Here is a 25158-nt window from a genome sequence, read left to right as displayed (position 1 = left end):
CGGGACCTCCGGCGGGCCGTCGCGCGCTGTGCCGCGGGATCACGGGGTCGGCGTGACGACCACCTCGCCCGCCTCTCCCGCCTCTCCCCCGAGTTCGCCCCGCTCCTCGGCGATCCGCATCGCCTCCTCGACCAGTGTCTCGACGATCTGCGACTCCGGCACGGTCTTGATCACCTCGCCCTTGACGAAGATCTGCCCCTTGCCGTTGCCGGACGCCACGCCCAGGTCGGCCTCCCGCGCCTCGCCGGGGCCGTTCACCACACAGCCCATGACGGCGACCCGCAGGGCGGCGGGGAATCCCTCCAGGGCGGCGGAGACCTTCTCCGCCAGGGTGTGCACGTCCACCTGGGCCCGCCCGCACGACGGGCAGGAGACGATGTCGAGGCCCCGCTCGCGCAGCGCGAGCGCCTCCAGGATCTGCGTGCCGACCTTGACCTCCTCGACGGGCGGCGCCGACAGGGAAACCCGGATGGTGTCGCCGATGCCCTCCGACAGCAGCGCCCCGAACGCGGCGGCCGACTTGACCGTGCCCTGGAAGGCCGGGCCCGCCTCGGTCACGCCGAGGTGCAGCGGATAGTCACAGCGCTGGGCGAGCAGCCGGTACGCGGCGATCATCACGACCGGGTCGTTGTGCTTGACCGAGATCTTGATGTCGCGGAAGCCGTGCTCCTCGAACAGCGAGCACTCCCACAGCGCCGACTCGACCAGCGCCTCCGGCGTCGCCCGCCCGTACTTCTCCAGGAGCCTGCGGTCCAGGGAGCCGGCGTTGACGCCGATGCGGATCGGGATGCCCGCGTTGGACGCCTCCTTGGCGATCTCCCCGACCTTGTCGTCGAACTTCTTGATGTTGCCCGGGTTGACGCGGACGGCGGCACAGCCCGCGTCGATGGCCGCGAAGACGTACCGGGGCTGGAAGTGGATGTCGGCGATCACGGGGATCGGCGACTTCCTCGCGATGGCGGGCAGCGCCTCCACGTCGTCCGTCGAGGGGACCGCGACCCGTACGATCTGGCAGCCGGACGCGGTGAGTTCGGCGATCTGCTGCAGCGTGGCGTTGACGTCCGCCGTCACCGTCGTCGTCATCGACTGCACCGACACGGGCGCGTCACCGCCCACCGGCACCGAACCCACCATGATCTGCCGGGACTTGCGCCGCTCGGCCAGCGGTGGCAGCTGCGCCTCCGGGCGCAGTGTGGGTATCCCGAGACCAACCGTCACCGTGTGTCCCCTCCCCGTTCGCCCCGTTCCTCGTCCATGAGGCGGGCCATCTCGCTCTCGAAATCGGTCACCAGGCCGTTCATGCGGGCCTCCTCCGGTCCGCTGATCTCCTCCACCACGCTCCGCGCGATGTGCTGTGCGGTCAGTCCGCAGGCCGACAGGACGTCGGCCCGGCCGCCGTGGTCGAGGAAGCGCCGCGGGATGCCGAACTCGCGCAGCGGCGTCCGCACGCCCTCGTCGCGCAGGAACTGCCCGATGGCCGAACCCACGCCGCCGGTACGGCTGTTGTCCTCGACGGTGATGGCGAAGCGGTGCCGGCGCGCCATGTCGGCGAGCGTGGTGTTGACCGGCGTCACCCAGCGCGGGTCGACGACCGTCGCCCCGATGCCGTGCGCCCACAGCACCTCGGCCACCTGCAGCGCGACCCGCGCCATCACGCCGACCGAGACGATCAGCACGTCCAGCGGTCCCGCCCGGTGCAGGACGTCGGTGCCGGCGAACGTCGCCTTGGCGGGGATGTCCTCGCCCGTCGCCCCCTTGGGGAAGCGCACCAGGGTCGGGCCGTCCCGCCACTCGACGGCCTCCTGAAGGAGTTCGGCGAGCCGGGCGCCGTCACGCGGGGCGGCCATCCGCAGCCCCGGCACGACCTGGAGGACGGACAGGTCCCACATGCCGTTGTGGCTGGGCCCGTCGTCTCCGGTGACGCCGGAGCGGTCCAGGACGAAGGTGACGGCCCTGCGGTGCAGCGCCACGTCCATCAGGAGCTGGTCAAACGCGCGGTTGACGAAGGTCGAGTAGATCGCGACGACCGGGTGGGTGCCGCCGAGGGACATGCCCGCGGCCATGGTGACCGCGTGCTGCTCGGCGATGCCCACGTCGACGACCCGGTCCGGGAAGCGCTGCTGCATCGGCAGCAGCCCGGTCGGCTCCAGCATGGCCGCCGTCACCGCCACGACGTCCGGGCGGCGCTCCGCGATCCGGACCATCTCCCGCCCGAACACGGACGTGAACGACGGTCCGCCCGAGGAGGCGAGGGCCTTGCCCGTCCCGGGGTCCATGGGCTTGATCGCGTGGCCGCGGTCGAGCTCGTTCCGCTCCGTGGGCGCGAAGCCGCGGCCCTTCTCCGTCACCACGTGCACGACCACGGGCCGGCCCAGGCCCCGCGCCTCCCGCAGCACCCGCTGCAGCGCGGCCACGTCGTGCCCGTCCACGGGGCCGAGGTAGGCCAGACCCAGCTGCTCGAACAGGTTGGGGCCCGGCGCCTCGGCGCGCAGCGCCCCGAGGTGGTCGGCGAACCCGCCGCGGGTGGGCGCGTACGAGCGCTGGTTGTCGTTGAGCACGATGACCAGCGGCCGTTCGGGACCGCCGGCGATGTTGTTCAGCCCCTCCCAGGCCATGCCGCCGGTCATCGCCCCGTCACCGATGACGGCGACCACGGCGCGGTCGGTGCGGCCCTGGTGGGCGTCGGCGCGGGCCAGGCCGTCGGCGTACGAGAGGGCCGTCGAGGCGTGCGAGTTCTCGACCAGGTCGTGCTCGGACTCCGCCGGGTTCGGGTAGCCCGACAGGCCGCCGCGCTTGCGCAGCCGGTCGAAGCCGGCGGCCCGGCCGGTCACGATCTTGTGGACGTACGACTGGTGGCCCGTGTCCCACACCAGGCGGTCGCGGGGCGAGTCGAAGACGCTGTGCAGGGCGAGGGTCAGCTCGACGACGCCCAGGTTGGGGCCGAGGTGGCCGCCGCTCGCGCACACCCGGTCGACGAGGAACGCTCTGATCTCCTCGGCGAGGGCGTCGAGTTGGTCCGGCTCAAGGCCCCGCAGGCTCTCCGGGCCGTGGACGGTCTCCAGGAGTGTCATCCGATCACCGGTTCCGGTAGGCGACTTCGAGGGCCATCTCATTGAGCTCGTCCCGCCACACCGCGTCGATCGCGGCCGATTCGAGGGCGGCCCGGGCGCGTTCCACGAGGGCGTCGATGCGCGCCTCGATCCGGGTCCGGCTCTCGCCGAGCAGCCCGTGCAGCGCCTCGGTGTCCCACTCGGGGCGGTTCACCAGGCGGCGCACCTCGGGGTCGCGCTCGGCGGCCTCGGCGAGCAGCAGCGTCATCTTGTGCTGCTCCAGGTCGCCGACGGGCTTGCCCGCCACCGTGCTGTCGCCGAAGGTGCCGATGACGTCGTCGCGCAGCTGGAAGGCGAGGCCGAGGGCCTCCCCGTACTCCTCGAACGCCGGGGTCAGATCGGGGCGTTCGGCGAGGGCGGCGCCGAGCAGCAGCGGGCGCGTGATGCTGTAGCGGCCGGACTTGCAGATCGCGATCCAGCGGGACAGCTCCGGCTCGATCACGCCCTCCGCGGCCACGGCGACGTCCAGGTACTGGCCGATCTGGACCTCGGTGACCATCTCGCCCCACACGTCGCGGGCCGCGGGCGGCAGTCCGCGGGTGAGGCGGTCGGCGTAGAGGGTGGCGAGCACCCCGGAGATCAGGGCCACGCCCTCGCCGTAGCGGCGCGCCTCGCCGCGCCAGCCGCGCCGCTGGTGCACGGCGGCGTGCTTCACGTGTGCGGTCACCGCGCCGCGCCGCAGTTCGGAGGCGTCGAGCACGTCGTCGTGCAGGAGCGCGCCCGTGTGGATCAGCTCGATGCCGGAGGCGGCGTCCGCCACGAGCGGTCCGTCCGGGTCGCCGCCCGCGGCCAGGTAGCCGCTGACGCAGAAGGCGGGCCGCAGCCGCTTGCCGCCCGCGTCGACCAGGGACGTCACCGTGTCCACGGGGACCGCTCCCCGTTCGTCCACGCCGCTCCAGCGGGCGCGTTCGTCGGCCAGGAGCTCGCCGAGTCGCCGCTCGGCCCGGCGCAGCACCTCCGTACGGGTCTGCCGCACCGTGTCCCGGCCCGTCACCGCGGTCGTCATCATGTGCCTCCCCTCTCTGTCCGGCCGGTCAGCCGGCGTTCGCCCCTTGGATGAGCCGCGCCGGCGGATGGAAGACCACGTCCTCCTGCGCCACCTGCTCGATCTCGATATCGCGGTAACCGAAGTCCGCGAGCCTTTCGATGAGTTGGTCCACGAGAATTTCCGGGGCACTCGCACCCGCACTCACGCCGACCACGGAAACGCCTTCGAGCCAGCTCTCGTCGAATTCCGTGACATCCGGAACCAGATAGGACGTGACACCGAGACGCTCGGCCACCTCGACCATGCGCAGCGAATTGCTGGAATTCCGGGACCCGACCACGAGGAACAGATCGGATTCCGGCACGACCGCCTTCACGGCGTCCTGCCTGTTCTGGCTCGCGAAGCAGATGTCATCGGTTCCCGGACCCTGCAGATCGGTGAACTTGCTCCGCAGGACGTCGATGATGTCGCGGGTCTCGTCCACCGAGAGCGTGGTCTGCGTGAGATAGCCGACCGGTGTGTCGGCGGGCAGGTCGAGCAGCTCGGCGTCCGCCACCGTCTCCACGATCAGCGTCCGGTCGGGGGCGTGCCCGAAGGTGCCCTCGACCTCCTCGTGCCCGGAGTGCCCGACGAGCAGCACCGTGCGGTCCTCCCGGGCGAACCGCCTGGCCTGCTGGTGCACCTTGGAGACCAGCGGGCAGGTCGCGTCGATGACGTCGAGCCGGCGGGCCTGCGCGTTACTGCGCACCTGGGGCGAGACGCCGTGCGCGGAGAACACGCACACCGCGCCCTCGGGCACCTCGTCCTCGGAGTCCACGAAGATCACTCCGCGCCGCTCCAACTGCCGCACCACGTAGTGGTTGTGCACGATCTCCTTGCGTACGTAGAGCGGGGTGCCGTGGCGCTCGAGTGCGAGCTCGATGATCGATATGGCACGACGCACACCGGCGCAGAAGCTGCGCGGTTCCGCGAGAATCACTTTCTTTTTGCGTCCCATTTCCACCCGTCTCGGCTACGAGGTCAACTCCCGGCATCGACTGTGCTGTTCAGATGCGCCGCGGTCAACCAATGGAATACGCACGGACCCGAACCAGTCACGCCTGACAAGCACCCCAACCGCTGAACCTTGCCATGGGCTTGTCATTCATCAAGGCGCCTTCCGATTCCTAATGTGGAGCGGTCAGCACGGCGTGAATCGAGCGACCGCACGGCGTGGAATCAGAACGACCGAGGAGGCACATGAGTACTGCTCTCATTCACCCCGAAGCGGTGCTCCACGACGCGCTCCAGGACCTGTGCGCCCCGCTGTTCGCCTCCCTGCGCCGCAGCGACCAGCGCCGGCGGGGCACCGAGTACATCCACGGGCTGCTCTCCACCCACGGCCGCAAGTCCATACGGAACATGGCGGCGCTGATCGGCGGCAGCAGCACCGGCCAGAGCCTGCACCACTTCATCTGCAGCTCCACCTGGGACTGGATCCCGGTGCGCCGGGCCATGGCCGAGTACCTGATGCGCTCCGCGCCGCCGCAGGCCTATGTCGCCCGGCCCATGACGATCCCGAAGGTGGGTCGGCACTCGGTGGGGGTGAGCCGGTACTTCTCCGCCGACGAGGGCCAGGCCCTCAACGCCCAGCGCGCCATCGGCGTCTGGGGTGTCGCGGACACCGTCACGGCGCCGCTGAACTGGCGGCTCTTCCTGCCCCAGGTGTGGATCAAGGACGGCCTGCGCCGCAACCAGGCGTCCATCCCGTACGAGGCGGAGCCCGAGACGATCAGCGACTGCGTTCTGACGGCCTGCAGCGAGAGCCTCGTCGACTGGGAGCTGCCGCCGCTGCCGGTGGTCGTCGACATCGACGAGGCCGACCCGGTCGCCACCGTCCTGGGCCTGCACGCGCAGGGCCTGCCCTCGATGGTGCGGGTGCACGGCGAACTGCCGCTCACCGTCAACGACCCGGCGCTGACCGGGCACAGCGCCCGCCGGATGACCGCACCGGAGATCATGCAGGCGGCCCGCGCCCTGTTCCGCCCGGTGGCCCGCACCGCGCTCGTCGCGTCGGTCGGCGTACGCGTCCCGGGTACGGGGCCGGGCGGGGCGCCGCTCTCGCTCGTCGGGATCACGGCGCCGGGCCGGCGCGAGCCCGCCGAGCTGTGGCTGACCGACCTGCCCCACCCGACGGCGGCGGCCCTGCGCCTGACGGGCTTCGCCCGGCGGGTCGACCAGGACTTCGACGAGGTCACCGCGCAGGTCGGCATCCGCGACTACGTCGGCCGCTCGTACAGCGGCTGGCACCGGCACACGACACTGGCGTCGGCGGCGCATACGGTGTCGGTGCTGTCCGGGGTGAGTGCCGCCCCGCAGCTGCGGCAGGCGTGCTGAGGCTTCCCCCTCCCCGCCCCTTCCCGAAGTCCTCGCCGGACGGGTCTCCTCAATCGCCGGAGGGGCTGAAATTCAGCCCCTCCGGCGATTGAGGCCAGGAAGACGCGTCAGGCCCGCACGTCGAACCGGAAGTGCAGCGCGGCAATACTCATCCGGCGCGCATGGTAGAAGCGGTGCGCCGCCACGTTGGTGACACCGGAGTCGAGTTCGACCCCGTCGCACCCGGCGGCCCGCGCCCGCTCGACCAGCACGTCGAAGAGCCGCGCACCGACCCCGCCCGACCTGCGCCCGGCATCCGTGACGAGATCGTCGACCTGGAGGATCCGCCCCCGGCTGGTGGCCAGCGTGCGATGCGTCGCCACCGCCGCACACGCCCCGTCGGCCCCGTACGCGGCGGTGAACACCAGCCCCTGCCCGTACGCCTCGACGGCGAACCGGTCGAAGGCGTCCTCGGTCAGGGCGGGCCGCAACGCACACAGCAGCGGCCGCACGTCGTCGCGCATGCGCGGGCTGCCGGGGACGACATCAACGGTTTCGAGGGGCTGAGGACTCCGCATCACCCCACCCTCTGCGCGGGCACGGGCCCGCCCAACGCCCGCCTGCCTTCTCCGTCAGGTGCCGCGACGTGACCTGCTCGACCTGACAGAGAGGAGATCGGCCGATGGCACCTCCCGTACGTCGTGTGTGTTTCTAGGCCCATGCGTGCTGCCTATATCGAGGAGCTCGGCCCGCCGGAGGGCATCCGGTTCGGCGAGCTGCCCAGTCCCGTGCCCGGCCCCACCGACGTCCTCGTCGACACCCTCGCGACCACGGTCAACCCCGTGGACACCTTCGTACGCAAGGGGGTGTTCAGCACCCCGCTGCCGTTCCCGTTCGTCGTCAGCCGGGACATGGTCGGCCGGGTCGCCCAGGCCGGTCCCGGTGCGCACGGCTTCGCCGTCGGTGACCTGGTGTGGTCCAACAGCCTCGGGCACGAGGGCCGGCAGGGTGCCGCGGCCGAGCAGGTCGTGGTGGCCGCGGACCGGCTCTACCACCTGCCCGAGGGCGTGGACCCGGCCGACGCGGTCGCCGTCGCGCACCCGGCGGGCACGGCGCACCTCGCACTGTTCGCCCACGGCAGGGTGCGGCCCGGCGAGACGGTCTTCGTCGGCGGGGCCGCGGGCAACGTCGGCAGCGCTCTGGTCGCCATGGCGGTCGACGCGGGGGCGCGGGTCGTCGCGACGTGCAACCCGCGGGACATGGAGTACGTACGCGCGCTCGGCGCGGCCGGCGTGGTCGGCGTGGTCGACTACCACGATCCCCAACTGGCCGTGAAAGTACGGGAGTTGACGGGCGGCATCGGAGTCGACCTGCACATCGACACGTTCGGCGACCACGACCTGGAGCGCGCGGTCGAGCTGATCGCGCCGCGCGGCCGGATCGTGCTGCTCGCCGGCGTGCGGTCCCGGCCGGTGCTGCCGGCGGGGCCGTTCTTCATGAAGGACGCCTCGGTCCTCGGCTTCGTCATCTCCCACGCCTCCACCGGGGAGTTGGCGGCGGCCGCGGTGTCGATCAACCGGCTGCTCGCCGAGAAGAGGCTGCGCCCGCGGGTGACGGAGACGCTCCCGCTGAGCGCGGCCCGGGAGGCGCACCAGCGCATGGAGCGCGGCGAACTGCGCGGCAAGCGGTTGGTGCTGCGCACGGACCTGACGACCGACTGAGCACACTCACATCCTGCGAGAGAGAAGGAAGTTCACCATGCAGAATCTGGCCGACGGCCGTTCCGCGATCTTCGAGGTGCGCGCCGAGACGGTGATCTCCGCGACGCCGGACGCGGTGTACGCCACCGTCAGCGACCTCGGCCGCAGCGGCGAGTGGAGCACCGAGTGCCAGGGCGGCACGTGGGTCGAGGGCGCGCCGGGCGCGGTGGGCTCGATCTTCCGCGGCGACAACGTGCGCGGCACGGACGTGGTGGCCTGGGCGCCGGTGATCCGCGGCCCGTGGACCACCGAGTCCGAGGTCGTCGAGGCCGAGCCGGGCCGGGTGTTCCGCTGGTCGATCCTCACGAAGGACCGCCAGAAGCAGGACAGCATCTGGTCGTTCGAGATCACCCCGGAGGCGGGCGGCGGCAGCCGCGTCGTCCACCACTTCCGTCTCGCCAAGCTCACCGAGGGCCTCACGAAGATCGTCTCGGGCCTGGAGGAGGGCGACCAGAAGCGCTTCGTGCAGGAGTGGAACGACAAGCTGGCGGGCGATGTCGCGGACACGCTGGACCGGATCCGGGTCGTGATCGAGAAGGACGCGGGCGCCTGATCCCGGGAACTTGATCCCGGGAACCGGAACCTCCCTCGTACGTCTCGTAAGTCCCGTAAGTCCCGTACGAGGGCGGTTCCGCCGTTCCGGGAGGGTGGCGCTTGCGCGAGGGTTCAGCGCACGACGTCGAAGACGTTCAGCTGCATCCCGTTGGCGTAGGCCTCGTACTCGACGAGCTTCAGCTGCTGGGCGTCCTTGTCCGTGTCACTGAAGAGGCGCTTGCCCGCGCCGAGCAGGACCGGGAAGACGAGCAGGTGGTAGCGGTCAATCAGGCCGGCGTCCGACAGGGCGCGGTTCAGGGTGGCGCTGCCGTGCACGATGATCGGGCCGCCCTCGGTCTCCTTCAGCGCGGCGACCTCGTCGAGCGAGCGCAGGATCGTCGTCTCCGCCCAGTCGGACACCAGCTTGTCCTCGGTGAGGGTGGTGGAGACGACGTACTTCGGCATCACCTTGTAGTCCGCGAACTCCTCCATGCCGGGCCACACAGGGCTGAACGCCTCGTAGCTGACGCGGCCCATCATGAGCGCGGTGGCCTCTTTCTGCTCCCGGCCCTTGATCTCGTACGCCTCGGGCAGGAACTCGATGTTCTTGAAGGTCCAGCCGGAGTTGCGGTACCCGGGCTCGCCGCCCGGGGCCTCCACGACTCCGTCGAGCGAGACGAAAGCGGTGCTGATCAGGGTGCGCATCTGGGGTTCCTCTGCTTCAGGTCCGGGTTATGCGATCTATGACCGGCGCCGCCGACAGAACTCATCGCTGCCGCACATATTTTCGTCGGTCTCCATCCGGCACCGGTTTCCATCCGGCGCCGGTCTCCATCCGGAACCATCCTCCAGGGCAGCGCCTCCGAGTTCGCGTGCTTCGGCGGATGTGATGCGGCCCCGAACGTCATCCCCCGGAAGCCACCAGGCGCCTGATCCCATCAAGGGCCTTCCTCCACGGGAACGCCTCCGGGTTCCCCTGTTTCGGCGGGTGTGATGCGTACCCGTCCGGCCCGTCGAGGACGAGGACGCCCTGGCTGCGGAGCACCTCGATCGACCGGGCGACCGCGGGCTGCGTCCCCTGGGCCTGGTTGAAGTACGGCATGGCCGCGACCGGCACCCCCATGTGTACCGCTTCGGAAGGCAAGCCGATCGCGAGGGTGTCGCTGATGCCCGCGCCCCACTTGTTCAACGTCGTGCAGGACATCGGCGCGACGAGCATCGCCGTCGCCTTCGGCAGCGCGTCGGACTCCCACGGCAACTTGTACTGGGAGCGCACCGGGTGCCCGGTCAACTCGACCAGTTCGCCGCTGCGTTGCTCCCACCAGCGGGCTGCGGACGGGGAGAGCACCAGGCAGACGTCCCATCCGTCGTCCTGCGCGGCGCGCACCCCGTCGTCGACGAACTGCGTGGGGCCTGCGGCACAGGCGATCAGGTACAGAACCGGCTTTGTCATGCCTGGAGTCCACCCTGTCGGATCGGCGACGTCGACCGGACGGGCCGATTCACGGTTCGACGGGTTCCGCTCCGTGTGCCTCGGCGATCGCGTCGATACGGCGGGCGAGGTCGAAGTCCGCAGCGGTCAGCCTGTTTCCGGCGTCGTGGGTGGTGATCCCGAAACGGACCCGGCCCCACCGCAGGTCGATGTCAGCGTGGTGGCCGATGAGCCGCTCGACGTCCGCGACGTGCACGATCATGGCCACGCCGCCGTGGTAGCGGATCGCGAACGTACGGGAGATCTCATCGCCTGCCCGACGCCATCCCGGCGCCTGGCGCAGGGCGTTCTCGATCTGCCCCTCGGTCAACGGCACCGGCTGATCCGCCACGCCTTCAGCTCCCTTCGGTCACGGGCGCCAGAACCTCGGCGAGATCCCGGCCGACCGGTGCATCCTGCCACGGCAGCATTGCTCGCTGAAGGGCGCTCAGCTCCCGCCGCATTCGTGCTGAACGGGTCTCGACCGCGATGCCCGTCGCCGTGCGTGCGATCTCCAGCGCCTGCTCCGGCTCACCCGCACCCGCTGCCGCTGTGGCGTGCCGGGCCAGATACACACCGCGGTCCCGACGAGCTGTTTCCGGGACGATGTCGAGGACTTGGGACCACAGCGAAGCGGCTTCCGTACCAAGGCCGAGACGCCCGTAACAGGTGGCCCGTTGCACTTCCAGGTAGCCGGGGGTTCGGCGGCAGGCATTGCCCCAAGGCAGGTCGTCATCGACTCGGGAAAGAAGCCCGTCAGCCGTGTCGATGAGCCTGTCCACCGTGCTGCGGTCCCCGGTGAGGCTGGCGCCGTGTGCCTGCTGCTGCATCGCCATGATGCGGACCTTCGGCACAAGGCTGCGAGGGTCCTCAAGAGCCGCCTCGCACAGATCGACAACGGCGGCCCCGTCACCCAAGTCAGTGCGTACTTGCGCCTGATTGACGAGGGAGTAGCCGATCAGGTGCGGATCGCGGGAACGCACCGCGATCTCCTGGGTGACCCCACGCCAGAAGCTCGCCCCATCCATGTCGCCGGCGTCCTGGTAGAGCCAGCCGACGAGAGCGGCGTAGGCGGCGCCTGCGCGGAGCAGACCTCGACGCGTCTCACCTTTCGCGGACCGCACCAGCTTGTCGATGAGCTGGTACTGGGCTGACACCGTCCCGATCAAGTCGTGCGGCCCGAGGAACATGTCCGCCCGATAGTGACCCTCAAGCTGTTGCTGGAAGTAGTCGATCAGGGCGGGGTCGACGTGTTGTGGCGCCGCGGGGCCAGGGGCCAGGGCAGCGGCCGTCACAGTGACGAAGGTGCGGCGTTTCACGTCGTCCTCGCGGTGGTGTTCGGGTCGGATCCAGCCTGGCGGCACGGTGAAGCCCAGGTCTTCGGGCCACAAGCCGAACGCGTCGTGCAGCACCGATGCTGTGTCCTCGCTCGGCCAGCCCGGCGCCCGGCCTTCCCATCGGCGCCACGTGCGGGCTGACACAGTGAAGTGGGCGTCGTCGAGGACGCGTTGGCCCAGTCGTTGCAATTCCTCGGCGGCCCTCTCGGCGGAACGCCAACCCACGCGTAACCGCGCTGCTCTCAGCGCATCATTGCGGCCCATACGGCCATTCTGAGGCGTCATCACTCGCAGATCCGCCCATGGCCGTTACTTGGCCGGAGATGACCACCGGGCGACCTATCTCGCGTCTGATGCACTCTCCCACCATCAGGGTGTGACCACAGAACGCGCAGCGAAAGCAGCAGACGGCCACCTTCCGTTCACCAACGGGACGCAACAGGAGGCCTGCTCCTACTGGCCGGAGACGGACGTGTGTGTACGGAGAACGATCACCCTCGCCACACCCGCCCCCACCCTCGCCCTTAAAGCGCTGCCCATGCGCGTCGAGCGGACATTCCGGCGCACCCGCAGGGCAGTCCCTCGAACCCGCCGATTCGTAGGCGAGGCCATCAGCGGCCTTGTCCCGGACGACCGTGCTGACGACATCCTCCTCTGCACGTCTGAGCTCGCCACGAACGCGCTCCAACACACCCCGCCCGGCAGGATGTTCCGCGTCAGCCTCACCCTCGCGTCCGACGCGCTGCGCATCGAGGTACATGACGCGGGCGACGGGCTGCCCCAGCTGCGCGAGGCCACCAAGGACGACGATCGGGGGCGCGGGCTGCTGCTCGTCGCGGCGCTCGCCGACGACTGGGGTACCTCGCGGCGCGATGGCCCCGGAAAGTCCGTCTGGGCCGCCTTCCAGATCGCCGACGCGAGGGGCCACTGATGACCCGAGCGACGGCCACCGAGCGCAGAGCGGCCAGACCCGCCCGGCGACCGGCACCCGGCCGCCGCCGACGACACAGTGTGTCGTCGTGCTGGCGGGACGGCCAACTCATGGGCGCTGTACTGCTGTTCGTCCTCTGGTTCTCGTTGATCACCTTCGTGTTCGCCGTTGCCTCCCAGAACTCCTGACTCTTGCCGCCGCCCTCAAACAGATCCCGAAGGAGCAGCAATGTCCTCCGTTTCCACGACCGCACCCTGGGGCGTACGTCGACTCGCCCTGTACCCCGACATCACCCAAGTGCCGTACGCACTCACCGAGTTGAACTCTAAGACGCAGACGACCCGCTACCTCGACCCGAACGGCGACCGCGTCGACATGGGCGGGCACGGCACCGGAACGTCCACCGCCAACCAGACCGCAACGTCGGCCGACGGCGGCGGACCCAACCCGCCCCCGCCCGCCGACCAGGACCTCACCCCGGACAGCGACTCGGACTGACCGTGATCGAAGCACCGGTTCTCGTCGTCACCGCGCTCGGCGATGTCACGGCGGACCTGGTGGTGGAGGAGCTGTACGGCCGGGGCGTCCCGGTCGTACGCCTCGATCCCGCCGCCGACTTCTCCCGTACCGCCGAGCTGAGCGCCCGTATCGAACGAGGCGCTTTCGCCGGGGCCGTCACCACCGCGACCCGGCACCTCGACCTTTCCCGCGTCCGCTCCGTCTACTGGCGCCGCCCCACACCCTTCACCAGCCCACAAGAATGGGAAACGCCCGAGCAACGGTTCGCGATCGAGCAGTCGCGCCACGGCTACTTGGGAGTGCTGCACGCACTGCCGGACGCCCGGTACCTCAACCACCCCGCGCGGAACCGCGACGCCGAGAACAAGGTGCTGCAACTCTCCACCGCGGCCCGACTGGGGTTCACGCTCCCCGCAACGCTGATCACCGATGTACCGGCGGACGCCGCGCAGTTCGTGGCCGACCACCGGGCCGTGATCTACAAGCCCGTGCATCGCGTACACCTCGCGGGCGAGGACGGCCGGAACCGGACGGTCTGGGTGCGCACAGTTCGCGCCGACGAACTCGACGACTCGATCGCCCTGTGCCCGCACCTCTTCCAGGCCTGCGTGCCGAAGGTCGCCGACATCCGCCTCGCCATGGTCGACGGTGAGGCGTTCGCGAGCCGTATCGACATCGCGGGCGATCACCTCGACTGGCGCCGGGACCAGAGCCTGATCACCTGTTCTCCCGTCCCCGTACCAGGCGCTGTTCGCGAGCCAGCGAGTGCCTTCCTCCACTCCTTCGGGCTGCGCTTCGGCGCTTTCGACTTCGCGCTCGACGCCGACGGCCGATGGTGGTTCCTCGAATGCAACCCCAACGGGCAATGGGCGTTCGTCGACGAGGCCACCACGCACGCCATCACCTGCGCACTCGCCGACACCCTCCAGAAGGGCGACACCGCATGGCCCTGGAAACCGCCGCCGCGCTGCGCCGCAGGCTCGTCGAGCAGCTCGTCGCCGACGACGTGCTGCACGACCCCGGGGTACGTCGGGCCGCCGAGACCGTTCCCCGCGAGGTGTTCCTCGGCAACGCGATCTACCGGCCGAGCAGCGCACCAGGCGTCACCGTCTGGACACCCACCCGCCGCGACGGCACGACCACCGACGAGTGGCTGCCCCTCACGTACGAGAACCAGACGTGGGTGACCCAGGTCAACGGCGTACTCGCCGAGGACGCCGTCGGCCCCGTCACCGGAGGCATCCCGACCTCGTCCTCGACCCTGCCCGGCGTCGTGATGTGGATGATCGAGCAGGCCGGGATCGCCCACGGCACACGCGTGCTCGTCATCGGCACGGGAACAGGTCTCTCGACGGCGTACGTCTGCGAGGTCGCCGGCGAGGAGAACGTGACCTCGATCGAGACCGACTCCGGGGCAGCAGAGCGCGCCCGTGAAGCGCTCAGCGAGGCGGAGTACTCCCCGGCACTCGTCACCGCCGACGGCCTGCGCGGCCACCCCGACCGAGCCCCGTACGACGTCGTCATCGCGTTCTGCTCGATGCGGCACGTCCCGTACGGGCTGCTGCGGCAGATCGCCTCTGGAGGCACACTTCTCGTCACGCTCTCCGGCTGGGGTGCCGCGTACGGGCTCGTACGTCTCACCGTCGAGGGGAGCAACGCCGCTCGGGGCCAATTCCTGCCCGGCTACACCTCGTTCATGATGGCCCGCCCGCACGACTGTCCGCCGCACGGGCCGTGTCGCAAGCACGAGTCCGTGCCGCCGAGGACGGCGAGGGGTGGACCGTGAGTCGGCGCGGGCCGATCGACCTCTGGAGCAGCGTCGAGGACGCGGTCCTCGCGTGGCAGAGCCACGGCTCACCGCACCTGTCCGAGTTCGGGATGACCATCACCGTTCCAACTAAGTGATCAGGAGTGAGTCTTGGACTCGTACCTGGTCGCTGCGGACATCCCGAACGGTTTTGGATGTCCGACTGGTCGCCCGCGTTCTCGTTTCCTCCGTCCGGGCGCGCAGCTCTTGGCTGCGGTCCGTGGCGGGGTGGCGGGTTTCCTCACGCCCCTGTGCTCCCGGTCCGGCCTGGAGGGTCCGAGGCCCAGCACCATCACTCTGGTGATGCTGGGGCGGTGCCGTCCGTCGCCGGATCGGGTGCCCGAGGGCGCGTCGCCCGATCGCGATACCAGCGGCATCGTGACGGGACATCTTTCGCTTGTTGCTGATCAGCGGCTTACGCCAGTGCTCATCGCCCCACATCGACGTATACGCCGGGTCCACGGCGACGATCGCGAGATCCTGCTCGGCGGCCATCGACACGATGCGGGCCTTGAGCTTGCCCGTGGGCATGCCGGAGATCAGCTGGCGGAACCGCTTCTTGCGGCCGTGCTGCTCGCGGGTCTTCTCGGCGGCGAAGTCCAGGTTCTCGATCCCGATCGCCTTCGCACCGGTGCTATTGGTCCAGTGCAGCAACTGGGTGAGGGCGTGCCTCACCTGGGCGTCGCGGTGACCTGCGGTGCCGGACAGGTCGTACCAGAACCGCTTGGGGTCGCCGACCGGATTTCCGTGCTGGTCAAGGTGGTAGGCGGCGAAGTGGTCGGCGTTGGTGTCAACGCCGACCATGCCGCCTGCTCGTGCGGCGTCGAGCGGGATGGTCTTAACGACGGGGCGCTGCCAGGATGCGGTGAGGTACCAGCGGCCACGGCCAACGTCCAGGTGGATGCGGTAGGCCACCGCCCGGTTCTGCCCGATGCGGTCGGCCCACTCCTGGCCCCGGTGCTTGAAGGCAACTTTGGAGGCGAGGACGTACCGGCCACGCGGGGCGTTCGCCAGATCGGCGAGCGGGGCGGGCAGCTTGATCGACACTTCGCCGTCCGGGGTGACGCGGATCGTCTCGTTCCCGAAACGCTTGCCGGACTCGCCGTCAGCGGCGAGGAACCAGCGCTCGGCCTCCCACTGCTCGCGCCACTGGGTCTCGGTGAGCTGCGCGGCGGCGAGGTTGTGCCGTTTGTTCATCAGCCGCCGGCCGCCGCGCACCACGCGCACCACCCCGGCTTCACGCTCAGTGCGGGCCGCCTCCAGGCGGTGCTCCAGCATGTGCAGGCGCCGGGACTTGTGGAACCACTCGCCCTTGGACCGGTAGCCGCCCGGAGCCCGCTTGGTGCCCTTCTCGCCGATCGGCTGGGACAGCCGGTGCATCAGCGTGCGGACACCGGCCTCAAGGTTCTGTATGTGCGCGAGCTGGCAGCGGCGCGAGAGCGCCCACTGATCGTGCGTGGCCTTCGTGAGCGACCCGGCCCAGCGCGAAGAAGACTCGGCGGTCAGGCCCTGTTTCCGGGCCGCCCACGTGTCGCTGCTGTGGTCCAGGCCGTCAGCGCACCGGGCCTTGAGGTCCAGCGACGCCAGGTGTCCGAGGTGTTCGCCGACCACGCGCAGAACCTTCTCGTCCTCCGGAGTGAGGTGCTTGAGACGGTCACGCACAGCGACACCCGACGGCCCTGTAGCCACGAACGGATCATCGATCGGCCGAAGCTGCTTCTTCTTCGACGCAGCCAACACCAACACCCTCATTCCATGAGGAACTTGAACCATTCTATCGAGAAACCTACAGGTCACAGCATGCAATCAGATATCAACAGCCCGCCGAGGCATCCGAACTCACTCTTACGACCTCGAGGACGCTTATGGGCACTCAATCCCCAGCAGTTCCCGACCCCCGAGGCCCAGAGGGTGTGGATCGGAGCACCGGGAGTACCGCATGGGCCGAGCTGGGCGCTGCCCATCTAGGGCGCCACGCGCGAGAACGCCCTACTCCAGCCCCAGGAAGAGCCCGAGGAGCTCCTCCACCCGCTCCATCTCGTCACGCGGCAGATAGTGCTCCAGCTCTCCCGCGTACCGGGTGTCGATGGTGCGGATCTGGTCAATGAGCAGCCGTGTCGTTCGTCCGCCGAATTCGATCTCGGGTCGGAACGATGCCGCTCGGGCGCTGGTCGAGGTCGGGATGACGGTGACGACGGACCAGGCGTCGCGCTGGATGCTGATGACGAGTCCGTAGCGCTTGCCGCGTTGTTCGAGGCCGCGCTTGGCGTCGCCGAGATCCACCGGGTAGATACCGCCCCTGATCACCGTCCGGACTTCCCGTTCGGGTCGAACTCCTCGTGGGCGGTGCTACCCCGCAGGTCGACGACGCCACCGCCCTCAGCAACGCCCCAGTCGTCCGGCTCGTCGCTGAGGTCCTCGTGGGCGAGGCGCGCCATGTCGGCGTACATGGCCTCGCGCCTGGCCTCGCGTTCCAGTTGCTTGAGGGCGCGGCGTAGCAGGTCGGAGGCGGATTCACCCTCGCGCTTGAGTTCGGCGATGACCCGCCTGTCCTCGTCGTTGGGGCGGAAGGCCACCGTGTTGGCGATGGCCTCGGTCCGCTTGGGGGTCTTGGCCGGCTTGGATCGTTTGTCCCTGATGGTGGCCATGAGGGAAGTCTACGGTCAAGTTAAACAAACGTCAAACAGTGAGCGGGTGTGGGACGGCCTCCCGCCCCTGCACCCCGCCCAGCTCCCCCAGGTCCGGTCCCGCCGGGACGATGCGGGTGGGGTTGAGGCCCGGCATGCCATAGTAGTAACTGCGCTTGATGTGGTCGAAGTTGACCGTCTCGGCGAAGCCGGGGGTCTGGTAGAGGTCGCGGGTGTACGCCCACAGGGCCGGGTAGTCCTTGATGCGCCGGACGTTGCACTTGAACAGGCCGTGGTAGACCGTGTCGAAGCGGATCAGGGTGGGCCAGAGGCGGAGGTCCGCGACCGTCAGGGTGTCGCCGACCAGGTAGCGGCGGTCCGTGAGGCGCTGTTCCAGGGCGTCGAGGCGGGTGAAGAGGCGGGACACCGCCTGTTCGTAGCTCTCCTGCGAGGGCGCGAAGCCCGCGCGGTACACGCCGTCGTTGAGGTCGGCGTGCATGGCGCGCGAGACCGCTTCGATCTCGTCCCGCAGCTCCGCCGGGTAGAGGTCCGGCGCGTTCGGGGCGTGTTCCGCGCGCCACTCGGTCGCGAGGTCGACGACCAGCTGGTCGAAGTCGTTGCTGACCAGCTTGCGCGACGGGATGTCCACCAGGGCCGGCACCGAGACACCGCCGGTGTAGTCGGGCTCGGCCGCGAGATACGCCTCGCGCAGCGCGTGGATGCCGAGGACCGGGTCGACGCCGCCGGGGCTGCCCGTCTCCTCGCTGAACACCCAGTGGTGGTCGCCGTCGATGAGCTCGCGTACGGGGTCCGTCTCGGCGAGTTGGACGGCCTCGGTCAGGCCGAGGAGCTGACGGGCCAGGACGACCCGGTGCGCCCAGGGGCAGCCGCGGTTGATGACCAGGCGGTAGCGGCCGGCCTCGACCGGCCAGCCCTCCGCGCCGTCGGCCCGCACCCGGGCCGTGAAGTGCTGCGGCGCGCGGCGGTGTTCGGTCTTCGGGGTCTCGTCGGCCTTCATATGCGCTGCTCCTCACCAAAGGCAGTGCCCGCCCGGAGTCCCGCGCGGAGCGTCCCCGCCACCCGGGCGACCCTGGCCCCCAGGTGGAACGCGGTCTGCGCGTCCGCCTTGGAGACCTCCTCCGGGCCGCGGTCCGTGTCCGTCTGGGCGCCGGCGCCGAGCGTGATGCCGAGCCGGTTCAGGTCGTGCTCGGATGCGGTGGACGCGCTCCAGCCGGGCAGCAGGTCGAGGCTGACCCAGTGCATGCCGTGCTGCGCGGCGAAGACGGAGAAGTACTGCAACGTGTGCAGCTTGTCGCCGCTCATCGAGCCGGAGATGGTGAACCCGGCGGCGACCTTGTCCGTCCAGACCCGCTCCGCCCAGCGGCGGGAGGTCGACTCGGCGAAGGCGTGGAACGCGCCCGACGCGGTGCCCAGGTAGGTGGGGGCGCCGAAGACGATGGCGTCCGCGGTGTCAAGGGCCTCCCACTGCTCGGGCGTGATGCCCTCCACGGGCACCGGCACGGCCGTGGCGCCCGCGTCGGCCACCGCGTCGGCGACGGCCTCGGCGAGCACGGCGGTGTGTCCGTAGCCAGAGTGGTAGGCGATGGCGACGGTCGTGTCGGTGTGCATGAACTCTCCTTCCGTTACAGGTATGTGAAGGGTGTGAGGGGCCGTCAGGCGCGAGCGAGCAGCACCTCGTCCAGCTCGGCCTCCAGGTGCGCCAGGTCGCGCTCGTGGCCGTGCGCGGCGATGTGCCCGTCGGGGCGGACCAGGTAGTAGTGGGCCTCCCGGCAGGCGCCGTGGGCGGCGAGCTCGCGGCGGCGCAGCGGCAGCACCCGCAGCCGGCCCCGGCGCCCGGCGATACGGCGCACGTCGTCCAGCCAGGGCCCGTGCCCGCTGGGTGTGACGGCCACGAGCGTCCACTGCGAGGGGTCGGCGTGCGGGCCGCTCATCTCGTACGCGAGGGCCTGTTCGCGGGGGAAGACCGCGCCGACGCGCAGTCCCGCGCCCGGGAGCTTGCCGCGCAGGACGCAGCCGGTCCGGCGGGCCGGGAGCTGGGTGCCGCGGACCACCTCGTAGGCGAGGCGGCGGCCCGCCATGACGGGGGCGTAGAAGCGGGTGACGGCGCCGGTGCGCTCCGCCAGGCGGAACAGGGCGTCGCGGGTGACGACCTTGGCTCGGCTGCCCGCCATCCAGGCGCGTGTCTGCATGTCCGTGTCCCGCACGATTCTCCGCGTGATGTGGGCGCGTTCGGCGCCGTAGTCGCGCAGCAGCGAGGACGGCGACTCGCCGTGGATCACCGCCGCGAGTTTCCAGGCCAGGTTGTGCGCGTCCTGCAGGCCGTTGTTCATGCCCTGGCCGCCGGCCGGGCTGTGCACGTGCGCGGCGTCGCCCATGAGGAAGACCCGGCCGCGCTGGAAGTCGGTGGCGTGCCGGGCGTGCACGCGGAACACGGTCTGCCAGACCGGGTCGGTGAGCGTGATGCCGCGCGGGCCGCGCTCGTCGACCAGCTTCTGCATCATCTCGACGCCGACGTCCTGGCCGCTGCTCGGCAGCACGCACAGGAAGCGGAAGACGCCGTCGGGCATCGGCACGATGACGAGGGTGCCCGTGGACGCCTGGTAGTAGAGGATCTCGTCGGACGGCAGGTGTCCCTCGATGTGCGTGTCGACCAGGGCGAACGCCATCTCGTACGTGCTGCCCTCGAAGCCGGTGCCGAGCTGGCCGCGCACCGCGCTGCCCGCTCCGTCGGCGCCGATGAGGAACGGGACGCGGACGCGTTCGACGGTGCCGTCGCGGTGCTCCAGGACGGCGGTGACGCCGTCGGTGGCGTCGATCCGGCCGGAGTAGTCGACGTCGTCGACGGCAAGCAGCCGCACCCCGCGCTCGGTCTTGCCGCCGAGTGCGTGGAAGCGCTCGGTGAGGAGCCGCTCGGTCTCGTACTGGGGCAGGCTGCGGGCCGCGTACTCGGCGGGGATCTGGAAGGAGGCGAGCGGGCGGCGGTCGGAGAAGTAGCTCCACGCGTCGATGCGTACGGAGGCCTTGCGCAGGCCGTCGCCGACGCCCAGGTCGTCGAGGATGTCGATGGCCCGCGGCCAGAGCGACAGCGCCTTGGGGACGTGCATCGGCTCCAGGTCGCGGTCGATGACGCGCACCCGGACGCCGCGGCGCAGGAGTTCGGACGCGGCCAGCAGGCCGGTGGGTCCTGAGCCGACGACGAGGACGTCCACGTCGGTGGCGGTGGCGGTGGCGGTGGCGGTGGGTTCGATGGTCTCGCTCATGCGGCGTGCTCCAGCCGTTCGCGGAGCCGGCGGGCGAGCTCGAGGCGCTGCACCTTCATGGTGGCGGTGCGCGGGAGTTCGCTCAGCGGCATCTGTACGGGGTCGGCGAGCTGCGGGAAGTCGGCTACGGCGCGACGCCAGCGCTCCGGGTCGAGGGGTTCGTTCTGCTTGGTGCACACCACGGGCAGCGGCTGCTTGTCGGGGCCGGGCACGAGGACCAGCTCGGAGAGCTCCTCCAGGCGGCCGAGGACGGTGTCCTCCACCTCCAGGGTGCTGTCGATGCCGGGGATGACGTCGACCTCGCGGTCGAGGAGGTGCACGCACCCCGCGGACGTGCGGTAGCCGACGTCGCCGGTGCGCCACCAACGGCCGTTGCACTCCTTGGCGTACCGCTCCTCCTCGGCGTAGTACGTGACGGCGCGGCCGTCGCTCTGCACCTCGATGGAGCCGGGGCTGTCCTTGGTGGGGCGCCGGCCGTCGCGGCTGACGACGCGCACGCTGGTCATGCCGGGGATGGTGAAGCCGAGGCAGCGGCCGTCGGCCTTGTGCACGTTCTTCTTCGTGTACCAGCGGCCGACCAGCGGACCGCACTCGCTCTGCCCGTAGAACTGGAAGAACAGCGGGTTGCCGCGCCCGGAGGCGGTGAGCAGTTTGCGCATGGTGGGCGGGTGGATGGCGTCGAACGTGCCGCTGTAGTACTTCACGTTGGACAGCGGGCGGCGCGGGTCGTCCACCAACTCCTCCCATTCCATGTAGGAGTTGGGGTGCGTCTCCAGGAATCCGGGGCGGGTGCGGGCGAACAGGTCGGCGGCGTGCTCGGCCGATCCGTCGTTCATGACGACCACCGGCATGCCCTTGGGCAGGGCGACGGCGAGCGCCATGTACATCCGCGAGTGCACGTAGGAGACATGGACGGCGTACGTCTCCTTCCTGCGGATCAGGGAGGCGAGCCGGGTCTGCGGGCGGAGCCGGCCCTGCAGCGAGCGGGCGGTGTGCACGACCAGCTTGGGCACGCCGGTGGTGCCCGAGGTGTGCGTCATCAGGGCCGGGTGGTCGGCGTGCATGCGGACCGGCGTGCGGCGCGGGGAGCCCGCGAGGTCGGCGAGGCCGGTGCCGCCCTTGCCCATCTCGCCGCCCTGGCCGACGGTGACGATCCGGCCGGTGATCTCGTCCAGGGGCAGGCCGGCGAGGTCGCCGCCCAGCTTGTCGTCGTCGGTGATCAGGTGCGGCTGCTCCAGGCGGCGCAGGAGGGCCTCGACGGTGCTGCCGTCCAGGGCCGGGGAGAGCAGCGCGGGCACGGCGCCGATCCGGGACGCGGCGCAGGCGAGCAGGTAGATGTCGAAGTTGTGGGCCTTGTAGAGGGCGACGTGCTCGCTGGGCCGGATGCCCGCGGCCCACAGCCGGGCCGCCAAGTCGTCGACGAAGTCGGCGAGTTCGGCGAGCGTGAAGTGCCGGCCCGCGTCGGGCAGCGCCTCCAGGTCGTGGTCGAGCGTGATGGGGGTGGCGGGGTGGTCGGCCGCGGCCTGCTCGGGGACGCTCCCCAGGTAGAGGCCGTTGCGCGGGGGTGGGATGCGGAACATCGCGGAGGACTCCTCGGCGTCAGAGGGTGGCGGGGCGGCGTGCTGCGGCGGGCGCGTCCGGGCGGTCCTGGGGGGCGGGCGCCTGCGGGCGCCGGGCGGCGGCCTTGCGGCGCTCCAGGGCGGCGGCCTCGACGAGGGCCGCCTGCAGCAGCGGCTCCTCGTGCGCCGTGACGGTGAGTCCGAAGACGTCTCCGAGCACGGGTCCCACGTCCCCGGTGGCCAGCAGGCGGTGTTCGCGGCGGCCGTCGGGGTACTGGGTGGTGAGCTTCAGGTTCTGCAGGGAGTGGCGCAGGTGCTCGTCGCCGCGCTGGGCGATGAGCTGGCCGACGAACGCGGAGCGCGGGTGGCTCGACATGAAGTGGTTGGACGTGTCGAAGTCGACCGGGTGGTGGCGTTCCAGGCGCAGCCCGAACACGTCGAACCAGCCGTCGGGCCGCTGGGAGCGCAGCACCCACTCGTCCTCGTCGAGCCCGACCCGCCAGGTCCACTCGCCCACGGTCAGCGTGGCGCGGTCGGTCAGCGGGATCGGCTCGATCAGACCCTCGTCCCCGAACCCGGCGTCGCACAGCAGGCGTTCGCCGTCGACGTCGACGAGGAGGACGGCGTGGCCGCGGGCGCGTACGGCGTCGTCGCCGCGGCGGATGCGGGAGAGGTAGCGCCGGACGGTGAAGCCGAGGCGCTCCAGGGCGGCGGCGAAGAGCATGTTCTGCTCCAGGCAGTAGCCGCCGCGGCGCCGGTGGACGAGCTTGTTCTGCAGCGTCGGTACGTCGAGCCGGACGGCGGAGCCCATGAACAGGTCGAGGTTGGTGAAGCGCATCGTCGACATGTGGGCGCGGTGCAGGGCGCGCAGCACGTCGGCGGTGGCGGTGCGGGGGCCGTCGTGGCCGATGCGCCGCAGATAGGCGTCGAGGTCGAGGGCCGAGACGTCCCAGGACTCCCCCGCCCGGGTGCGCTTCCGAGGCGGATCGTCGTGCATGCGGTCACCTTTCATGGGCGTGCTCCAGTTGCGCCGGGCCGTGAGCCTGACCGTGCGCCGGGCCGTGCGCCGGGCCGTGCGCCGGGCCGTGAGCCCGGCCGTGAGCCCGGCCGTGCGCCGGGCCGTGAGCCTGGCCGTGCGCCGGGCCCTGGTACGTGGGGCCGGGGTACGTCGCGCCCGGGTGGCTGGGGCCGGGGTACGTGGAGCCGGAGGAGGGGGCGAGTGCGGTGTCGTACGCGGTGCTTGGGTGCGCTTCGGGGCGGCCGGTGCCGTACCCGGAGCGGGAGAAGTAGTCGAAGGGCGCGTCGTCCGGTCCGACGTGCTCGGGGCCCAGGTACTCGGGGCCGCTGTAGGCGGGCACCGGGTAGGCGGGCGAGGCGTATCCGCGCTCGGCGTGGCCGGGCTCGGCGTAGCCGGAGTGCGGGTGGCCGGAGTGCGGGTGGCCGGAGTCCGTGTACCAGGGGTCGTCGGGCACGTCGTAGCCGTAGCCGTCGTACGGGAAGTCGCCCTGGTCGGGGCCGGGTTGCTGGGGGCCGGACCGCGGTTCGGCAGGGGTCGTCCCGGGGCGGCGGCGGCCGCTGGCGTGCCGGCCCGCCGGGCGTCCGGCCGGGTGCCGCACGCCGGTGCGGCGGGCGCCCGCGTGCCGGCCGCGGCGCCGCTTCGCGGCCCGGTGGGCGAACGTGACGAGCAGGACGCAGAACGCGAGGAAGCCGGCGGTGAACAGCGCCGCGGACGCCAAGTCACCGACAGCCAGAGGGAGTTGGGCTCCAGCGCCGGAGCCCAGGTTGAGGACGAAGCCGTACACGGCGATGGCTATGCCGCGGGCCGCGCCGGCGCTCGCGCCGATGGACTGCACGACGGCCGGGCCGACCGTGGATATCGCCAGGACGAAGACGAACAGCGCCCCGCCGAGGGCCAGGGTGTTGTCGCCGGTCAGGGAGGTCGCGCCGAGGCCGGCCGCCGCGACGACGAGGGAGAGCGCCGCGCGGGGCAGTGCGGGGACCTTGCCGAGGAGCGGGGCGAGCAGCACGGCCACGACCATGGCGGGCAGGGCGCTGGCGCGCAGGCTCAGCATCGCGCCCGGATCGCCCACCAGTTCGGCGGGCCCGTACAGCTGGACCGCCGTGTAGATCGTGGTGAGGCTGCCGACCAGCGGGAGTGTGACGACGAACAGCGGCAGGAGCCGGGCGGAGACGAGGACGCGGGCGCCGCCCCCGGCCGGCTTCGCGCCCGACCGGGGTGTGCGCTCCGGGTCGGGCAGCATCACCTTCCACACGGCGATCGCGCCGAGCGCGAGCAGCGGGGCGGAGACGAGGAACACCGCGCGCCAGCCGAGTGCGGAGCCGATCAGCTGGCCCTCGACCTGGCCGATGACGACGGTCGAGCCGGAGGCGCAGTTGACGGTGGTCAGCGCGAGGGGAAGCCGGTGCTGCGGCACGCGCTCGCCCAGGTAGGCGTACGACATGGGCACGAACGAGCCGGCCACGACGCCCTGGAGGGCGCGCAGCGCGGAGGCCCAGGTGAGGTCGGAGGCGAGCGGGACGAGGGCCGTGGCCACGGCGAGCGCGGCGACGCAGCCGGTGAGGACCGTGCGGCAGCCGTAGCGCTGGGAGAGGGGGCCGCTGGCCAGGGAGCCGCAGGCGTAGGCGGTCGCGAAGGCGGTGGTCGTCCAGGCCACGGACTCCTGCGGTACGCCCCAGGCCCCGGCGAGTTCGGGCATCAGCGGGATCGTGACGAAGGTCTGTCCGACGACGAGCATCGCGACGACGGACATCATGACGACGGTGGCGGCGAACGGGGCGGGTGCGGCCTGCTTCTCGTGGGCTGTGGTCATGACGACCCCTCGCCTCTCTCCTCACGTGCGCGGGGCACGTCGATCCTC

26 protein-coding genes are annotated in these 25158 nt (G+C 70.9%); 8 read left to right on the top strand and 18 right to left on the bottom strand.

Annotation, left to right across the window (positions count from 1 at the left end; all coding sequences use genetic code 11):
* Positions 1–39: 39 nt before the first annotated feature.
* The 4 genes from ispG to ispH are packed head-to-tail and all read right to left on the bottom strand — an operon-like array spanning position 40 to position 5095.
* Positions 40–1218, bottom strand: coding sequence for a flavodoxin-dependent (E)-4-hydroxy-3-methylbut-2-enyl-diphosphate synthase (ispG, locus tag QIT00_RS30860; protein WP_282538746.1), 1179 nt, complete (start codon positions 1216–1218; stop codon positions 40–42).
* Complete coding sequence (locus tag QIT00_RS30855; RefSeq protein ID WP_282538745.1) at positions 1215–3071, bottom strand: 1-deoxy-D-xylulose-5-phosphate synthase; 1857 nt, start codon at positions 3069–3071, stop codon at positions 1215–1217. The genes ispG and QIT00_RS30855 overlap by 4 nt, the downstream gene beginning before the upstream one ends.
* A 4-nt stretch (positions 3072–3075) precedes the next feature.
* Positions 3076–4119, bottom strand: a complete 1044-nt coding sequence (locus QIT00_RS30850; protein ID WP_282538744.1) for a polyprenyl synthetase family protein — start codon at positions 4117–4119, stop codon at positions 3076–3078.
* 25 nt (positions 4120–4144) lie between these two features.
* Positions 4145–5095: a 4-hydroxy-3-methylbut-2-enyl diphosphate reductase gene (gene ispH / locus QIT00_RS30845; RefSeq protein ID WP_282538743.1), complete on the bottom strand. Its 951-nt coding sequence runs from the start codon at positions 5093–5095 to the stop codon at positions 4145–4147.
* A 242-nt stretch (positions 5096–5337) separates the two neighbouring features.
* Between ispH and QIT00_RS30840 the strand changes: the two genes are divergently transcribed.
* Positions 5338–6474 carry an IS701 family transposase gene (locus QIT00_RS30840; RefSeq protein ID WP_282538742.1) on the top strand — a complete coding sequence of 379 codons (1137 nt, stop codon included), beginning with the start codon at positions 5338–5340 and terminating at the stop codon, positions 6472–6474.
* 107 nt (positions 6475–6581) lie between these two features.
* Here the strand turns inward: QIT00_RS30840 and QIT00_RS30835 are convergent, their stop codons facing one another.
* On the bottom strand, positions 6582–7031 hold the full coding sequence (locus QIT00_RS30835; protein WP_282538741.1) for a GNAT family N-acetyltransferase: 450 nt from the start codon (positions 7029–7031) through the stop codon (positions 6582–6584).
* 141 nt (positions 7032–7172) lie between these two features.
* Between QIT00_RS30835 and QIT00_RS30830 the strand changes: the two genes are divergently transcribed.
* Together QIT00_RS30830 and QIT00_RS30825 are read left to right on the top strand one after the other, a co-directional pair.
* Entirely contained in the window at positions 7173–8174 is a 1002-nt protein-coding gene (locus tag QIT00_RS30830) for an NADPH:quinone reductase (RefSeq protein WP_282538740.1), read from the top strand.
* 37 nt (positions 8175–8211) lie between these two features.
* Positions 8212–8766, top strand: a complete 555-nt coding sequence (locus QIT00_RS30825; protein WP_282538739.1) for an SRPBCC family protein — start codon at positions 8212–8214, stop codon at positions 8764–8766.
* A gap of 113 nt (positions 8767–8879) precedes the next feature.
* Here the strand turns inward: QIT00_RS30825 and QIT00_RS30820 are convergent, their stop codons facing one another.
* The 4 genes from QIT00_RS30820 to QIT00_RS30805 form a co-directional block, all read right to left on the bottom strand.
* Positions 8880–9452 carry a dihydrofolate reductase family protein gene (locus QIT00_RS30820; protein WP_282538738.1) on the bottom strand — a complete coding sequence of 191 codons (573 nt, stop codon included), beginning with the start codon at positions 9450–9452 and terminating at the stop codon, positions 8880–8882.
* Positions 9453–9651: 199 nt separating this feature from the next.
* Positions 9652–10200, bottom strand: coding sequence for a flavoprotein (locus tag QIT00_RS30815; RefSeq protein WP_282538737.1), 549 nt, complete (start codon positions 10198–10200; stop codon positions 9652–9654).
* A gap of 49 nt (positions 10201–10249) precedes the next feature.
* Positions 10250–10570 carry a 4a-hydroxytetrahydrobiopterin dehydratase gene (locus QIT00_RS30810; protein WP_282538736.1) on the bottom strand — a complete coding sequence of 107 codons (321 nt, stop codon included), beginning with the start codon at positions 10568–10570 and terminating at the stop codon, positions 10250–10252.
* A gap of 4 nt (positions 10571–10574) precedes the next feature.
* Entirely contained in the window at positions 10575–11819 is a 1245-nt protein-coding gene (locus tag QIT00_RS30805) for a Twin-arginine translocation pathway signal (RefSeq protein WP_282538735.1), read from the bottom strand.
* Positions 11820–11931: 112 nt separating this feature from the next.
* Between QIT00_RS30805 and QIT00_RS30800 the strand changes: the two genes are divergently transcribed.
* From QIT00_RS30800 to QIT00_RS30780, 5 genes are read left to right on the top strand one after another with little or no spacing between them, the layout of a single operon-like run.
* Positions 11932–12486 carry an ATP-binding protein gene (locus tag QIT00_RS30800; protein ID WP_282538734.1) on the top strand — a complete coding sequence of 185 codons (555 nt, stop codon included), beginning with the start codon at positions 11932–11934 and terminating at the stop codon, positions 12484–12486.
* Complete coding sequence (locus QIT00_RS30795) at positions 12486–12674, top strand: hypothetical protein (RefSeq protein WP_282538733.1); 189 nt, start codon at positions 12486–12488, stop codon at positions 12672–12674. Before QIT00_RS30800 ends, QIT00_RS30795 begins: the two co-directional genes overlap by 1 nt.
* A 40-nt stretch (positions 12675–12714) precedes the next feature.
* Complete coding sequence (gene tgmA, locus QIT00_RS30790) at positions 12715–12984, top strand: putative ATP-grasp-modified RiPP (protein ID WP_282538732.1); 270 nt, start codon at positions 12715–12717, stop codon at positions 12982–12984.
* A 2-nt stretch (positions 12985–12986) separates the two neighbouring features.
* Entirely contained in the window at positions 12987–14192 is a 1206-nt protein-coding gene (tgmB, locus tag QIT00_RS30785; RefSeq protein ID WP_282538731.1) for an ATP-grasp ribosomal peptide maturase, read from the top strand.
* Complete coding sequence (locus QIT00_RS30780) at positions 14189–14791, top strand: methyltransferase domain-containing protein (protein WP_282538730.1); 603 nt, start codon at positions 14189–14191, stop codon at positions 14789–14791. The genes tgmB and QIT00_RS30780 overlap by 4 nt, the downstream gene beginning before the upstream one ends.
* A gap of 111 nt (positions 14792–14902) precedes the next feature.
* On the opposite strand, the gene QIT00_RS30775 is transcribed toward QIT00_RS30780, so the two are convergent.
* From QIT00_RS30775 to QIT00_RS30735, 9 genes are all read right to left on the bottom strand, one after another.
* Positions 14903–16564: a transposase gene (locus QIT00_RS30775; RefSeq protein ID WP_282538729.1), complete on the bottom strand. Its 1662-nt coding sequence runs from the start codon at positions 16562–16564 to the stop codon at positions 14903–14905.
* Positions 16565–16801: 237 nt separating this feature from the next.
* Positions 16802–17119 (bottom strand): type II toxin-antitoxin system PemK/MazF family toxin, encoded by a 318-nt coding sequence (locus tag QIT00_RS30770; protein WP_282538728.1) that lies wholly within the window; start codon positions 17117–17119, stop codon positions 16802–16804.
* The gene (locus tag QIT00_RS30765; RefSeq protein ID WP_282538727.1) at positions 17116–17460 is read right to left on the bottom strand and encodes a ribbon-helix-helix domain-containing protein; all 345 of its coding nucleotides are present in this window, start codon (positions 17458–17460) and stop codon (positions 17116–17118) included. Before QIT00_RS30765 ends, QIT00_RS30770 begins: the two co-directional genes overlap by 4 nt.
* A 31-nt stretch (positions 17461–17491) precedes the next feature.
* Complete coding sequence (locus QIT00_RS30760) at positions 17492–18457, bottom strand: glutathione S-transferase family protein (protein WP_282538726.1); 966 nt, start codon at positions 18455–18457, stop codon at positions 17492–17494.
* A complete protein-coding gene (locus tag QIT00_RS30755) occupies positions 18454–19068 on the bottom strand; it encodes a flavodoxin family protein (RefSeq protein WP_282538725.1) in 615 nt (204 codons plus the stop codon). The genes QIT00_RS30760 and QIT00_RS30755 overlap by 4 nt, the downstream gene beginning before the upstream one ends.
* Positions 19069–19112: 44 nt before the next feature.
* The gene (locus QIT00_RS30750) at positions 19113–20720 is read right to left on the bottom strand and encodes an FAD-dependent monooxygenase (protein ID WP_282538724.1); all 1608 of its coding nucleotides are present in this window, start codon (positions 20718–20720) and stop codon (positions 19113–19115) included.
* Positions 20717–22300: a class I adenylate-forming enzyme family protein gene (locus QIT00_RS30745; RefSeq protein WP_282538723.1), complete on the bottom strand. Its 1584-nt coding sequence runs from the start codon at positions 22298–22300 to the stop codon at positions 20717–20719. The genes QIT00_RS30750 and QIT00_RS30745 overlap by 4 nt, the downstream gene beginning before the upstream one ends.
* A gap of 19 nt (positions 22301–22319) precedes the next feature.
* Positions 22320–23276 (bottom strand): arylamine N-acetyltransferase family protein, encoded by a 957-nt coding sequence (locus tag QIT00_RS30740; protein WP_282538722.1) that lies wholly within the window; start codon positions 23274–23276, stop codon positions 22320–22322.
* A 4-nt stretch (positions 23277–23280) separates the two neighbouring features.
* Positions 23281–25110, bottom strand: a complete 1830-nt coding sequence (locus tag QIT00_RS30735) for an MFS transporter (protein WP_282538721.1) — start codon at positions 25108–25110, stop codon at positions 23281–23283.
* Between the last annotated feature and the right edge of the window lie 48 nt (positions 25111–25158).

The sequence above is a fragment of the Streptomyces luteolus genome, from assembly GCF_029968015.1.
Taxonomy (GTDB): domain Bacteria; phylum Actinomycetota; class Actinomycetes; order Streptomycetales; family Streptomycetaceae; genus Streptomyces; species Streptomyces luteolus.
This window is presented reverse-complemented; position numbering and strand designations above follow the sequence as displayed.

Coding starts and splice junctions, on each gene's coding strand:
- QIT00_RS30855 (WP_282538745.1), bottom strand. CDS start 3,071: ATGACACTCCTGGAGACCGTCCACGGCCCGGAGAGCCTGCGGGGCCTT.
- QIT00_RS30850 (WP_282538744.1), bottom strand. CDS start 4,119: ATGATGACGACCGCGGTGACGGGCCGGGACACGGTGCGGCAGACCCGT.
- ispH (WP_282538743.1), bottom strand. CDS start 5,095: ATGGGACGCAAAAAGAAAGTGATTCTCGCGGAACCGCGCAGCTTCTGC.
- QIT00_RS30840 (WP_282538742.1), top strand. CDS start 5,338: ATGAGTACTGCTCTCATTCACCCCGAAGCGGTGCTCCACGACGCGCTC.
- QIT00_RS30835 (WP_282538741.1), bottom strand. CDS start 7,031: ATGCGGAGTCCTCAGCCCCTCGAAACCGTTGATGTCGTCCCCGGCAGC.
- QIT00_RS30830 (WP_282538740.1), top strand. CDS start 7,173: ATGCGTGCTGCCTATATCGAGGAGCTCGGCCCGCCGGAGGGCATCCGG.
- QIT00_RS30825 (WP_282538739.1), top strand. CDS start 8,212: ATGCAGAATCTGGCCGACGGCCGTTCCGCGATCTTCGAGGTGCGCGCC.
- QIT00_RS30820 (WP_282538738.1), bottom strand. CDS start 9,452: ATGCGCACCCTGATCAGCACCGCTTTCGTCTCGCTCGACGGAGTCGTG.
- QIT00_RS30815 (WP_282538737.1), bottom strand. CDS start 10,200: ATGACAAAGCCGGTTCTGTACCTGATCGCCTGTGCCGCAGGCCCCACG.
- QIT00_RS30805 (WP_282538735.1), bottom strand. CDS start 11,819: ATGGGCCGCAATGATGCGCTGAGAGCAGCGCGGTTACGCGTGGGTTGG.
- QIT00_RS30795 (WP_282538733.1), top strand. CDS start 12,486: ATGACCCGAGCGACGGCCACCGAGCGCAGAGCGGCCAGACCCGCCCGG.
- tgmA (WP_282538732.1), top strand. CDS start 12,715: ATGTCCTCCGTTTCCACGACCGCACCCTGGGGCGTACGTCGACTCGCC.
- QIT00_RS30775 (WP_282538729.1), bottom strand. CDS start 16,564: ATGAGGGTGTTGGTGTTGGCTGCGTCGAAGAAGAAGCAGCTTCGGCCG.
- QIT00_RS30765 (WP_282538727.1), bottom strand. CDS start 17,460: ATGGCCACCATCAGGGACAAACGATCCAAGCCGGCCAAGACCCCCAAG.
- QIT00_RS30760 (WP_282538726.1), bottom strand. CDS start 18,457: ATGAAGGCCGACGAGACCCCGAAGACCGAACACCGCCGCGCGCCGCAG.
- QIT00_RS30755 (WP_282538725.1), bottom strand. CDS start 19,068: ATGCACACCGACACGACCGTCGCCATCGCCTACCACTCTGGCTACGGA.
- QIT00_RS30750 (WP_282538724.1), bottom strand. CDS start 20,720: ATGAGCGAGACCATCGAACCCACCGCCACCGCCACCGCCACCGCCACC.
- QIT00_RS30745 (WP_282538723.1), bottom strand. CDS start 22,300: ATGTTCCGCATCCCACCCCCGCGCAACGGCCTCTACCTGGGGAGCGTC.
- QIT00_RS30740 (WP_282538722.1), bottom strand. CDS start 23,276: ATGCACGACGATCCGCCTCGGAAGCGCACCCGGGCGGGGGAGTCCTGG.
- QIT00_RS30735 (WP_282538721.1), bottom strand. CDS start 25,110: ATGACCACAGCCCACGAGAAGCAGGCCGCACCCGCCCCGTTCGCCGCC.